This window comes from uncultured Flavobacterium sp. (assembly GCF_937967675.1).
Taxonomy (GTDB): Bacteria; Bacteroidota; Bacteroidia; order Flavobacteriales; family Flavobacteriaceae; genus Flavobacterium.
This window is the reverse complement of the sequence record NZ_CALBSN010000169.1, coordinates 1-11,823: the sequence shown is the minus strand read 5'-3', so window position 1 is coordinate 11,823 and position 11,823 is coordinate 1. Positions and strand designations below refer to the sequence as shown.

General features: G+C 34.6%; 14 protein-coding genes. 9 read left to right on the top strand and 5 right to left on the bottom strand.

The genetic code is table 11. From position 1 onward, the window contains the following. Together Q0075_RS11385 and Q0075_RS11380 are read right to left on the bottom strand one after the other, a co-directional pair. Nucleotides 1-203 (bottom strand): hypothetical protein (locus Q0075_RS11385; RefSeq protein ID WP_297869616.1); only part of this gene is annotated, 203 nt, incomplete at its 3' end. 75 nt (nt 204-278) lie between these two features. Next, nucleotides 279-1,511, bottom strand: a complete 1,233-nt coding sequence (locus Q0075_RS11380; RefSeq protein WP_297869617.1) for an FtsX-like permease family protein — start codon at nt 1,509-1,511, stop codon at nt 279-281. Nucleotides 1,512-1,518: 7 nt separating this feature from the next. Here Q0075_RS11380 and Q0075_RS11375 point away from each other — a divergent pair, with 7 nt between their 5' ends. Continuing rightward, complete coding sequence (locus Q0075_RS11375; protein ID WP_297869615.1) at nt 1,519-2,751, top strand: DUF1343 domain-containing protein; 1,233 nt, start codon at nt 1,519-1,521, stop codon at nt 2,749-2,751. Between the two features lie 136 nt (nt 2,752-2,887). Here Q0075_RS11375 and Q0075_RS11370 read toward each other — a convergent pair whose 3' ends face one another. Further along, nucleotides 2,888-3,385, bottom strand: a complete 498-nt coding sequence (locus tag Q0075_RS11370; RefSeq protein WP_297869614.1) for a YkgJ family cysteine cluster protein — start codon at nt 3,383-3,385, stop codon at nt 2,888-2,890. Between the two features lie 80 nt (nt 3,386-3,465). On the opposite strand from Q0075_RS11370, the gene Q0075_RS11365 reads away from it, so the two are divergent. After that, complete coding sequence (locus Q0075_RS11365; RefSeq protein WP_297869613.1) at nt 3,466-4,173, top strand: class I SAM-dependent methyltransferase; 708 nt, start codon at nt 3,466-3,468, stop codon at nt 4,171-4,173. Nucleotides 4,174-4,272: 99 nt separating this feature from the next. Here the strand turns inward: Q0075_RS11365 and Q0075_RS11360 are convergent, their stop codons facing one another. Further along, nucleotides 4,273-4,905, bottom strand: a complete 633-nt coding sequence (locus tag Q0075_RS11360; protein ID WP_297869612.1) for a 7-carboxy-7-deazaguanine synthase QueE — start codon at nt 4,903-4,905, stop codon at nt 4,273-4,275. Nucleotides 4,906-5,058: 153 nt separating this feature from the next. On the opposite strand from Q0075_RS11360, the gene Q0075_RS11355 reads away from it, so the two are divergent. The 3 genes from Q0075_RS11355 to Q0075_RS11345 are packed head-to-tail and all read left to right on the top strand — an operon-like array spanning nt 5,059 to nt 7,311. Continuing rightward, a complete protein-coding gene (locus tag Q0075_RS11355; RefSeq protein ID WP_297869611.1) occupies nt 5,059-6,576 on the top strand; it encodes a helicase HerA-like domain-containing protein in 1,518 nt (505 codons plus the stop codon). Then, nucleotides 6,576-6,944, top strand: a complete 369-nt coding sequence (locus Q0075_RS11350; RefSeq protein WP_297869610.1) for a DMT family protein — start codon at nt 6,576-6,578, stop codon at nt 6,942-6,944. Before Q0075_RS11355 ends, Q0075_RS11350 begins: the two co-directional genes overlap by 1 nt. A gap of 4 nt (nt 6,945-6,948) precedes the next feature. Further along, entirely contained in the window at nt 6,949-7,311 is a 363-nt protein-coding gene (locus Q0075_RS11345) for a cupin domain-containing protein (protein ID WP_297869609.1), read from the top strand. A 20-nt stretch (nt 7,312-7,331) separates the two neighbouring features. Here the strand turns inward: Q0075_RS11345 and Q0075_RS11340 are convergent, their stop codons facing one another. Further along, nucleotides 7,332-8,672, bottom strand: a complete 1,341-nt coding sequence (locus tag Q0075_RS11340; protein ID WP_297869608.1) for an NAD(P)/FAD-dependent oxidoreductase — start codon at nt 8,670-8,672, stop codon at nt 7,332-7,334. Nucleotides 8,673-8,821: 149 nt separating this feature from the next. Here Q0075_RS11340 and Q0075_RS11335 point away from each other — a divergent pair, with 149 nt between their 5' ends. From Q0075_RS11335 to Q0075_RS11320, 4 genes are all read left to right on the top strand, one after another. After that, nucleotides 8,822-9,457: a flavin reductase family protein gene (locus tag Q0075_RS11335; protein WP_297869607.1), complete on the top strand. Its 636-nt coding sequence runs from the start codon at nt 8,822-8,824 to the stop codon at nt 9,455-9,457. Further along, nucleotides 9,457-9,597 (top strand): DUF2256 domain-containing protein, encoded by a 141-nt coding sequence (locus tag Q0075_RS11330; RefSeq protein WP_297869606.1) that lies wholly within the window; start codon nt 9,457-9,459, stop codon nt 9,595-9,597. Before Q0075_RS11335 ends, Q0075_RS11330 begins: the two co-directional genes overlap by 1 nt. Before the next feature lies 1 nt (nt 9,598). Further along, on the top strand, nt 9,599-10,891 hold the full coding sequence (locus Q0075_RS11325; RefSeq protein WP_297869605.1) for a DASH family cryptochrome: 1,293 nt from the start codon (nt 9,599-9,601) through the stop codon (nt 10,889-10,891). Further along, nucleotides 10,892-11,823 (top strand): cryptochrome/photolyase family protein (locus Q0075_RS11320; RefSeq protein WP_297869604.1); only part of this gene is annotated, 932 nt, incomplete at its 3' end.

The window sequence follows — 11,823 nt, the reverse complement described above, 5'->3', positions numbered from 1 at the left end:
ACTACCTTAAGCAATAGCCTGCTGCGCAGGAGATTCCTAATCTGCGGAATGACAAGTTCAAATTCAAGGGCAAGTTCAAGGGCAAAGTGTTGCTCGCGCTGCGAGCCAGTGGGATGGTTATCTGGAATACAAAACGTCTTGTCTAGCCCCGATGGGAGTGGAAATCCTTTTTGCTTTTTGTTGCCTTCGAGTGCCTCAGGCAACAAAAAGGGAAAAGATTGTAGCGGACAGCGGGACTAAAAGTCTTTATGGAATGCGAAATGTCTGCTTCTAAAAAATTAATCGAAACGTATTGCTTTAACTGGTGAAATTTTGGTGATGATATAAGATGGAATTAATAAAACCAACAAACAAACGATTACGGTTCCTATATTTAACAACAGGATATGAAACAAATTAATACTTACGGGTGCTTCGTTTACGAAATAGTTTTCGGGATTGAGTTGGATTACACCGAAGAATTTTTGAATTAGTAATAAAGAAATAGCGATTAGATTTCCCCAAAATAATCCGCGAGCGATTAAATAGAATGCGTTATAGAGGAAAATTTTTCTGACATTCCAATTGTTAGCTCCCATCGCTTTTAAAATTCCGATCATTTGGGTACGTTCTAAAATTAGGACTAATAATGCTACTACCATATTAATAGTAGCTACGACTATCATTACGATTAGAATGACCAAGATGTTAAAATCAAACAATTTTAGCCATTCGAAAATACTATAATACTTTTCTTCTATGGTGATACTATTATAAGTAGGCGGAATTTCTTTGTAGACTTCCTCTCCTTTTTCTATGATTTTTGAGAAATTGTCTACAAAAACTTCGAAGGCTCCGACTTCTGTTGGTTGCCATTTGTTGATGAGTTGCACGTGGCGAATATCACCTATTATATAAGTAGCATCGAATTCTTGAAAACCTGAGTTGAAAATTCCGGTGATTAGGAAGTTTCTTTTATTAGGAAGTTTTCCGTTGTCTTTCATAAAAAAAGTCAGAAACTTATCGCCTACTTTTAAATGAAGACGCTTTGCTAAGTATTCCGAAATTAAAACTTCGGTATTTAGTTCGGATTTTAGATTTGGAATTTTACCTTCGACTAAATATTCTTCTAAATTGGTGAAATTATAATCTTTCCCAACACCTTTATATATGATGCCTTCGAAAGCTTTTTCTGTACGAATGATTCCAGCTTTACTTGCTACAGCTTGCACATGATTTATTCCTTCTACATTTTTGAATTTTGGATAAAAACTTTGATTAATAGAAATAGGTTCAGTAGTAACTTGCGATTGATTATCATCGAAATTAGAAATAATAATATGTCCATTGAAAGCCGAAACTTTCTCACGAATTTTATCTTGAAGCCCAACACCCGTGGCCACCGCCATAATCATCATAATAATTCCGATAGCAATTGCCGTAATCGCAATTTTTATAATTGGCGAAGAAATACTACTTTTATAACTTTTAGCAGCAATTAGTCTTTTGGCTATAAAATATTCTAAATTCAAGGTTTTTATGACATCTAAATTATTTTTCAAAAGTACATTATTATTTTTTTCTTTACTAATCGTTTCGTGTGGAAGTAGTAAAAAGGCTATTCCGCAAGTAAAACCAAGCAATGATAATGTGACTTTGACTTCCACTTCAACAGATGTTGCTTTTAAAACTGGTGCCGAAAACTTTGAGAGTTATTTATCTTTATTGAAAGACAAACGTGTTGGAATTGTTACGAATCAAACAGGAATTCTTTCAAAAGAAAAACATTTGGTTGATTTTTTAATCGAACAAAACATCAAGCTGCAGAAAATTTATGCGCCTGAACACGGTTTTAGAGGAACAGCTGATGCTGGAGAATTAATCGTGGACGGAAAAGACACCAAAACAAACTTGCCTATTATTTCCCTTTACGGAAACAATAAAAAGCCAAAACCTGAGCAATTAGAAGGAATTGATATCTTGGTTTTTGATTTGCAAGATGTGGGGGCGCGATTTTATACTTATATATCGTCATTGCATTATGTGATGGAAGCTTGTGCGGAAAACAACATTCCGCTTTTGGTTTTAGACCGACCAAATCCGAATGGAACTATTATTGATGGTCCAATTTTAGAAAAGGAACACAAGAGTTTTGTTGGGATGCATGAAATTCCGGTTTTGCATGGGATGACGATTGGCGAATATGCAAAAATGATTAATGGCGAAAAATGGTTGAAAGATAGTATTCAATGTGACTTGAAAGTAGCACCTTGTTTGAACTATTCGCGCGATATGAAATATAGCTTACCTGTGAAGCCTTCGCCAAACTTACCCAACGATCAATCGATTAATTTGTATGCGAGTTTGTGTTTTTTTGAAGGCACGAATGTAAGTTTAGGTCGCGGTACCGAAAAGCAATTCCAAATTTACGGTTCTCCCTTTTTACCTGAAAGTGAGTTTGATTTTAGCTTTACTCCACAACCTAATTTTGGTGCAAAAGATCCTGTTCATAATGGAAAGTTATGTTTTGGCGAAGATTTAACAGAAATTAGAAAAGTACACCGATTGGAATTAAAATGGTTATTGAAAGCTTACGAAAACACAGCAGACAAAATCTTATTCTTCAATGATTTCTTCACCAAATTAGCCGGAACCAAAAAACTTCGTGAACAAATTGAAGCCGGAATGACCGAAAAAGAAATTAGAAAAACTTGGCAAGAAGGTTTGGAGCAGTTTAAGGAAGTAAGAAAGAAGTATTTGATTTATGAGTGATGATGGAAGCTGGGTGATGGAAGTTGGAAGTTAAAAAACGTGAATTTCACGAATTATCACCAATAAACTTTGAGATTCCTAACGGAATGACAAGATTGTGAAAACTGAACACTTTCAACTGAACACTGAACACTCTTTAAAGAGGCAACTTCTCCTTCATTTTTTCCACAATATTAAAAGCAGCTGGACAAATCGCTACATTTTTCAATGTTAAATCTGAGATTTGTTGGAATTTCTTTCTGTCGGTATGTGGAAATTCTCGGCAAGCTTTTGGGCGGACATCGTAGATGAAACATTTGTTGTCGCTGTCTAAAAATGTACACGGAACACTTTTTAATACATAATCGTTATCTTCATCAATGCGAAGATATTGGTCGATAAATTGCTGTGGTTTTTGACGTAAACTCTTTGAAATTCGTTCAATATCAGCCGACGTAAATAACGGTCCAGTTGTTTTGCAACAATTGGCACACTCTAAACAATCCGTTTTTTTGAATTCGGCATCGTGTAAATCTTGCATTACATAATCCAAATTCTTGGGTGTTTTCTTTTTTAGCTTGTCAAAATACTTTTTGGTTTCGATATGCGTATCTTTGGCAAGTTTTCCGAGTTCGTTTAAATTTGGCTTTAGCATTTTATAGATTTTCTTCTGCAAAGTTACGATTTTGAATTTCGAATTTAGAATAACGAATGTTGAATTTTGAAATACAAACCATGAAAGACCTTTTCGGAAAAGCCATTTTAGATTACCAAACCAATAATTCTCCCGAAGATTTAATCACCGAAACTTCTATTTCGGAAGCCGATGAAATGAGCGTTGCCTATTTGTTTCGTGATTTTAAAGACATGCCAAAACTGGAACAAAAAGCATTGCAATTAGCGAAAGGAAAAGTGTTAGACGTAGGTTGTGGAGCAGGAAGTCACGCTTTGTATTTGCAGGAAAAAGGTTTCGATGTTACCGCAATTGATATTTCGGAAAATGCAATTAAAGCTTGTGAATTGAGAGGCTTGAAAAACTGTAAAGTTTCGGATGTATTGAATTTAGATGCTTCAGAAAAATTCGACACTATTTTACTTTTGATGAATGGAACTGGAATTTTCGGAAAAATGAATCAGATTTCGAAGTTTTTGCAAAAACTAAAATCGCTTTTAAATGAAGGCGGACAAATTTTAATCGATAGTTCGGACTTAATTTATATGTACGACCAAGATGAAGATGGTGCTTACGAAGTTCCTGCAAATGGTTATTATGGTGAATTGACCTTCACTATTCAATATAAAGGAGCAACCGAAGATACTTTTGATTGGTTATATTTGGATTATAATACACTACAAAATGCCGCAATTGCAAATGGTTTGGAATGTAAATTGATTTTAGAAGGCGAACATTTTGATTATTTGGCTAAACTTTCAAAGATATAATTTGAAGTTTTTGTTACACAAAGTACCACGAAGTTTTTGCACAAAGTTTCACAAAGAAAAGATTTATCCTTTGCGGCTTAGCGTCTTTGCGAGCAAAAATTACGGGATATTCAAGTATTTATGTGTTTGCAACGAAACTCTCCATTTCGGATTGTTCATCACATAATCCACAATTAAAGGTGTCATTTCTTCTTTTTTACTCCATTCAGGCTGTAAAAACAAAATCGCGTTTGGATTTACTTTAGCCGCTTGTTCTTCCGCAAAAATGAAATCGTGTTTATTGTAGATGATTACTTTTAATTCGTGAGCCATATCATACGCACTTTGAACTGGTAATTTGTTTTTCTTTGGCGACAAACAAAACCAATCCCAAGTTCCCGTAACTTCATAAGCTCCAGAAGTTTCAATATGTACTTTTAAATTTTGTGCTTTTAATTTTGAAGTCAATAAAGTCATATCCCAAGTCAAAGGCTCTCCTCCTGTTACCACAACTGTGTCAGCGTATTTTTTGGCATTGGCAACAATTAAATCGGTATTAGTTGGAGGATGTAATTCCGCATTCCAACTCTCTTTCACATCGCACCAATGGCAACCTACATCGCAACCGCCAATTCTAATGAAATAAGCTGCTGTTCCTGTATGATATCCTTCGCCTTGAATCGTGTAAAACTCCTCCATTAAAGGCAACATTTCGCCTTTTTCAACCGCTAATTGTACTTCTTTCTGTAACATCTCAAATTAAAATAGTGGGCAAAGATACGACTTGGAAATTAGAATTTAGAAATAAGAAGTCAGAAATTAATTTTTGAACTTGAAATTACACTTGTCATTAACCTTGAAATTTCCTCTGATTTTAACTACATTTGAAATTCAAAATACATCAAAATGAGCAAGACAGAAGATTTTAGCAAACATATAAACGAAGGTTACGCTTGTAAAGGCGAATTCATCACATTAGGTGGCGGAATTTTAGATGGCGAAGCGGTTCCAAATACACACGTAAACATTCCATTAAAAACTTTAAACCGTCACGGATTAATTGCAGGTGCAACAGGAACTGGAAAAACCAAAACCATTCAAGTGTTATCGGAACAATTATCGCAAAATGGAATTCCGGTTTTGATGATGGATATAAAAGGAGATTTCTCTGGAATTGCAATGCCTGGCGAAGAAAAAGCGTTTATTACTGAACGTCATGCTAAAATTTCGATTCCATACGAAACGAAAGGGTTTCCAGTAGAATTAATGACAATTTCAGAACAAAATGGAGTTCGATTACGAGCTACAGTTTCTGAATTTGGACCAGTATTATTCTCTCGAATATTAGATTTGAACGATACGCAAGCCGGAGTTGTTTCAATCATTTTTAAATATTGCGATGATAACAGTTTGCCATTATTGGATTTGAAAGATTTCAAAAAAGTACTGAATTACGCAACTGAAGAAGGAAAAGCAGAGTTTGAAGCCGAATACGGAAGAATTTCAACAAGTACAACAGGTTCTATATTAAGAAAAATCATTGAACTAGAACAACAAGGTGCGGAATTATTCTTTGGCGAAAAATCATTCGATATTCAAGATTTAATGCGAATTGACGAAAACGGAAATGGTTACGTGAACATCATGCGTTTGACAGATATTCAAGACAAACCGAAATTATTCTCGACTTTTATGTTGAGTTTGTTAGCCGAAATTTACAATACTATACCTGAACAAGGCGATGCTGGACGACCAGAATTAGTCATTTTCATTGACGAAGCCCATTTGATTTTTGACGAAGCAAGTAAGGCTTTATTAAATCAAATTGAAACGATTGTGAAATTGATTCGTTCAAAAGGAATTGGAGTTTATTTCATTACCCAAAATCCGATGGATGTTCCAACAGGCGTTTTGGCACAATTGGGTTTAAAAATTCAGCATGCGTTAAGAGCTTTCACGGCAAATGACAGAAAAGCAATTAAAATGACGGCTGAAAATTATCCCGATACTGATTTTTATGAAACGGATAAAGTATTAACTTCGTTAGGAATTGGAGAAGCTTTTGTAACCGCATTAAGCGAAAAAGGAACACCAACACCATTAGTAGCTACCATGATGCGAGCTCCAATGAGTAGAATGGATGTTTTAACAGATAGTGAAATTGAAGCGAGTATTGCAAAATCAAAATTAGCAAAAAAATATAATGAAGTTGTTGATCGAGAAAGTGCTTATGAAATGCTAAATAAAAAAATTGCTGTAGCGCAAGAAGTCGCAGCCGAGCAAGAAGCCGAAAAACCTACCCGAACAGCAAAAGAAGAACCAAGTACGGCTGAAGTAGTTGGGAAATCAATTACCAAAGTGGTTACAAGTGCAAGTTTTATTCGAGGCGCATTTGGCCTATTAATGAAAATGCTAAAAAAATAATGAAAGGATTTATCACCATAGGGTTACTTATACTTTCTAATGTTTTCATGACATTGGCTTGGTACGGACATTTAAAATTTAAAGAATTAAAATGGTTTGAAAACGCTGGGTTAATCACTGTTGTTTTAATTAGTTGGGGATTGGCTTTATTTGAATATTTCTTTCAAGTTCCAGCGAATAAAATTGGATATGAAGGCAACGGCGGTCCGTTTTCATTAATGCAATTGAAAGTGATTCAAGAAGTAATTACTTTGGTCATCTTTGTGATTTTCTCATTGGTTTTCTTTAAGAACGAAACTTTCAAATGGAATCACGCAGTAGGGTTTTGTTTTTTGGTATTGGCGGTTTATTTTATATTTAAGAAGTAACAAAATGAAAAAATATTTTATCCAAAAAGCACCATTCGTAGTTCCAACCCCTGATGGCAAATTGATTGAAGAGCATCACGGATTAGCAACAACAAATAATGCAGCGATTTCGATTGCACATATGATTGCGCCACCTGGTTGGAGCGAACCTTTTCAAACTCCAGAATTTGATGAATACACCTATATCATTAAAGGGAAAAAACAATTCATTATTGAAGATGAAGTGGTAGTTTTAGAAGCAGGTCAATCGATTAAAATTGAGAAAAACACACGTGTTCAATATTCCAATCCGTTTGATCAAGCTTGTGAATATTTAGCAATTTGTACGCCTGCGTTCAGTATGGATGCTGTTAATAGAGAAGATTAAAAAAAGAGGCAATTTCTTTTTTATTTTAATAACTCTAAAATTTTATTTTCTACTTCTTCTGAATTCCAATTTTCTTGAATATTTTCCATTTTCAAAACTTCTTGCATAATTTCATTTTGAAAATCACCAATCGCCATGGCTTCTGAATAAGGTTGTAAACTGAAAGTTACTCTACTATATAACGGCATCCATTTTTCTGGATGTTTATCGGAAAACCATTTTTCAATTTTCTTTTGTAATAAGAAATTTGCATCCGCAGTTTTGGCACTCATTTCTTCAAAATTTCTTCTGGAAAGCTCGGCAATAGCATCAGCATTTGGCTTTCTTGAAATTTCGTATGCTTTAAAAATTCGATCCCAATCATCACCATATTGTTGCATTAATTCATTCAGAATGGTAATATCTTCAAAGCCTGCATTCATTCCGTGACCGTAAAAAGGTACAATCGCATGCGCTGAATCACCAATTAAGGCAATTTTATCGTTAAATGTCCAAGGGAAACATTTCATAATTGCCAAATAACTGTTCGGATTTCTGAAAAAATCACGCACTAAATCAGGAATTACGTCTTTTGTATCTGGAAAATAAGTCGCGAAAAACGAAACTAATTTCTCTTCGTTAGTTAATGATTCAAACGAATTTTCGCCTTCAATCGGCATGAACAAAGTACAAGTAAACGAGTTGTCTAAATTAGCCAATCCCATCAACATGAAATTTCCTCTTGGCCAAATGTGTAAGGAATGAATATCAATTTTTGGCGAACCATCAGCATTGGCTGGAATATGTAATTCTTTATAACCAATTTTCATGAACTCTTGCGAATAATCAAACATCGATTGACGTTGCATTCTGTGTCTAATTCTCGAAAAAGCACCATCGGCTCCGAAAACTTTATCGTATTTTAACTCAGTCCACTCGCCTTGTTCGGATTCGCCTTCCCACAAAGTTGCGGTGGCTAAGGTTACATCCCAAATTTTACGTTCGAAAAAGAATTCTACACCTTCAGCTTCAGCTAAATCCACCATTTTTCTATTCAAAACGCCTCTTGACAATGAAAAAATAGCTTCACCTTCTTTTCCGTAAAATTGATAATTTAGTTTTCCATCTTGTAAATGAATCGCTCTTTTATCCACTGGAATTCCGATTTTTCTAATTTCTTCATCTAAACCGACATCTTCCAATGCTTTCCAACCCCGATTAGACATCACCAAATTAATGGAACGACCTGAAAATTCAACCGTTCTAATATCGGGACTTCTGTCGAAAACATGTACTGTATGTCCGGCTCTTTTTAAATAGATTGCCAATAAAGTTCCTACTAATCCTGAACCTACAACAGCAATTTTTTGTGGCGTTTGCATGAAGACTTTTGTAAAAATTTGGACTGCAAAAATACAGAATAATAAATTTCTAAGCCCGACTTTTATTAGATTTTTGATTTTGAATTCAAATTTTGTTTAATTATTTTTAATATTAGTTAAACAAAATGTATCTTTGAATAAAAATTGCTATGAAAAAGATTACGAAAGACGAATTGTTCTATATGTCAAAAGTCCCTCGACTGAACTTAGTCAATTGTGTTACTGGTTATAAATCCGCTAATTTGATTGGAACAGTTTCAACTGAAGGCGTATTAAATATTGCCGTTTTCAGCAGTGTTACACATTTGGGAAGCGAACCACCCTTGCTAGGATTTATTTTAAGACCCACAACAGTTCCAAGAGACACTTATAAAAACATAAAAGAAACCGGATATTTTACTGTAAATCATATTACCGAAGAAATGATTGCCGATGCACATCATACATCCTCAAGTTATGACGAACATATTTCAGAATTCGATAAAACGAACTTAGAACCCGAATTTATAGACCATCACAAAGTACCTTTCGTAAAAGGAAGTCCTGTACAATTACTTTGTAAATATGTGAACGAATACAAAATTGAAGAAAACGATTGTATTCACATTATCGCTTCTATTGAAACTATTTATGCGGATGAAAACCTTTTTCATGATGACAATTGGATGCAATTGGATAGAGGAAATGTAGTAGCTATTAATGGTTTAGATGGTTATGCTGTTCCGAAACTATCCGACAGATTTCATTATGCGCGACCAGATAAACCTTCAACTTCGATGTTATAATGGCGTATAAAAAAGTAAATCTTCCCGAAAAAATATGTAAAACCTGTCAACGCCCTTTTTCATGGCGCAAAAAATGGGAGAAAAACTGGGAAGAAGTTATGTATTGCAGTGATAAATGTAGAATGAATAAAAACAAATAGCATGAACGGATTAATATGGTTTAGAAACGATTTGCGCACGATTGACAATCATTCGTTGTACAATGCTTGTAGGGAAAATGAAAAAGTAATTGGCATTTATTGTTTAGATCCAAGACATTTCGAAACCACTCAATACGGTTTCAAGAAAACAGAAAAATTTAGAACTCAATTTCTTTTAGAAACTTTAGCCGAATTACAACAAAATTTAGCAGAGAAGAATATCTCGTTATTAGTTTATTACGGCTATCCCGAACAATTGATTCCAGAAGTAGCGGCAAAATATCAAATTGAAACGATTTACAGTCAAAACGAATGGACGCAAGAAGAAGTAGATGTTGAAACTGAAGTTCGAAATCTTATTCCAGCGGTGAATTGGAAAACGTATTACGATCAGTTTTTATTTCATCCGGATGATGTTCCATTTGAGGATTGGGAAAAAATTCCAGAAGTTTTTACCGAGTTTAGAAAGCAATTGGAAAAGAAAATTCGAGTGCGACCAACCGTTTCCATCTCAGCAAAACCAATTGCTAATCTAATTGAAGAAAAAACTAATATTCCAACTTTGGAAGATTTAGGATTTGATGAGTTTAAGCAACCCAATAAAACGGCTTTTCCTTTTAAAGGTGGCGAATATCAAGCTAAAAAAAGAATCAAAGACTACTTTTGGGATACCAAAAAACTAGCGGTTTACAAAAAAACTCGTAATGGTTTGGTGGGAAAAGATTACAGTTCAAAACTTTCGGCTTGGTTAGCAAATGGAAGTATTTCGGCACGAACGATTTATTGGGAAGTACAACAATTTGAGAAGAAAATTGTCAAAAACGAAGATACCTATTGGTTGATTTTCGAGTTGATTTGGCGCGATTATTTCAAATACATTTCGCTAAAACACGGCAACAAAATTTTTCAATTGAACGGTATTTTACAAAAAGAATACCATTGGAATCAAAACACAAAAGCTTTCAATCAATGGACAAATGGCACAACTCCGGAACATTTCGTGAATGCCAACATGATTGAAATGCAGAAAACGGGTTGGATGAGCAATCGCGGTCGTCAAAATGTAGCAAGTTACTGGGCGAAAGAATGGGAACAAGATTGGCGCATTGGCGCAGCGTATTTTGAAAGCATGTTGATTGATTACGATGTGCACAGCAATTATGGGAATTGGATGTACAATGCTGGTGTTGGAAACGATCCAAGAGATAGAAAATTCAATATCAAACGTCAAGCGGAAATGTACGATGGCGATGGAAAATTTCAAAAAATGTGGTTAATTCCTGAAATATTTTAAATGAGAACACTTCGATTACTTTTGGGCGACCAACTCAATTCGGAACATTCTTGGTTTCAAGAAGTTAATTCGGATGTGATTTATGTAATGGCAGAAATGCGTCAGGAAACGGATTATGTAAAACATCATATTCAAAAAGTTGCGGCGTTTTTTCTTTCCATGCGAAATTTTTCGGAAGAATTGACAAAACGAGGTCATCATGTGGTTTATTATAAAATTTCGGATGCCAATAATCCTCAGAATTTGGAACAATTGATTTTGAGTTTGGTTGAAAAGAATAAAATCGAACAATTTGAATACCAATTTCCTGATGAATATCGTTTAGATGAACAATTGAAATCTATATGCGAAAAACTTGTTATTCCAACAAAAGCGGTGGATTCCGAACATTTTTATACTTCCAGAAATGAATTGACTGATTTTTTCAAAGGGAAAAAGCAACTTTTGATGGAAAGTTTCTATCGTATGATGCGAAAAAAACACGATGTTCTAATGGTGGGTGATCAACCGTTAGATGGAAAATGGAACTTTGACCATAACAACCGTAATCAATATAAAAACGAAGTTCCGATTCCGTTTCCTTTGGAATTTCATAAAAATGTGAGTGAACTTATTGCCGAAATTGAAGCGCAAAACATCACCACTTTTGGAAGTATTGATGTAAAAAATTTCAATTGGCCGACTTCCAGAAACGAAAGTTTGCAATTGATTGACTATTTCTGTGAGCATTTGTTGGAGCATTTTGGAACGTATCAAGATTCGTTGTTTTCTGGACATAAATTTCTATTTCACTCGCGTTTATCTTTTGCGATGAATTCCAAAATGATTAGCCCGAAAGAAGTAGTTGATGCTGTGATTTTGTATTATTATCAAAATAAAGAAACCATTGAATTGGCGCAAGTAGAAGGTTTTGTGCGACAAATTATTGGTTG

What these genes read in the sequence shown, in the direction of transcription:
- Q0075_RS11375 (WP_297869615.1), top strand. Translation starts at nt 1,519, where the DNA reads ATGACATCTAAATTATTTTTCAAAAGTACATTATTATTTTTTTCTTTA.
- Q0075_RS11370 (WP_297869614.1), bottom strand. Translation starts at nt 3,385, where the DNA reads ATGCTAAAGCCAAATTTAAACGAACTCGGAAAACTTGCCAAAGATACG.
- Q0075_RS11365 (WP_297869613.1), top strand. Translation starts at nt 3,466, where the DNA reads ATGAAAGACCTTTTCGGAAAAGCCATTTTAGATTACCAAACCAATAAT.
- Q0075_RS11360 (WP_297869612.1), bottom strand. Translation starts at nt 4,905, where the DNA reads ATGTTACAGAAAGAAGTACAATTAGCGGTTGAAAAAGGCGAAATGTTG.
- Q0075_RS11355 (WP_297869611.1), top strand. Translation starts at nt 5,059, where the DNA reads ATGAGCAAGACAGAAGATTTTAGCAAACATATAAACGAAGGTTACGCT.
- Q0075_RS11350 (WP_297869610.1), top strand. Translation starts at nt 6,576, where the DNA reads ATGAAAGGATTTATCACCATAGGGTTACTTATACTTTCTAATGTTTTC.
- Q0075_RS11345 (WP_297869609.1), top strand. Translation starts at nt 6,949, where the DNA reads ATGAAAAAATATTTTATCCAAAAAGCACCATTCGTAGTTCCAACCCCT.
- Q0075_RS11340 (WP_297869608.1), bottom strand. Translation starts at nt 8,672, where the DNA reads ATGCAAACGCCACAAAAAATTGCTGTTGTAGGTTCAGGATTAGTAGGA.
- Q0075_RS11335 (WP_297869607.1), top strand. Translation starts at nt 8,822, where the DNA reads ATGAAAAAGATTACGAAAGACGAATTGTTCTATATGTCAAAAGTCCCT.
- Q0075_RS11330 (WP_297869606.1), top strand. Translation starts at nt 9,457, where the DNA reads ATGGCGTATAAAAAAGTAAATCTTCCCGAAAAAATATGTAAAACCTGT.
- Q0075_RS11325 (WP_297869605.1), top strand. Translation starts at nt 9,599, where the DNA reads ATGAACGGATTAATATGGTTTAGAAACGATTTGCGCACGATTGACAAT.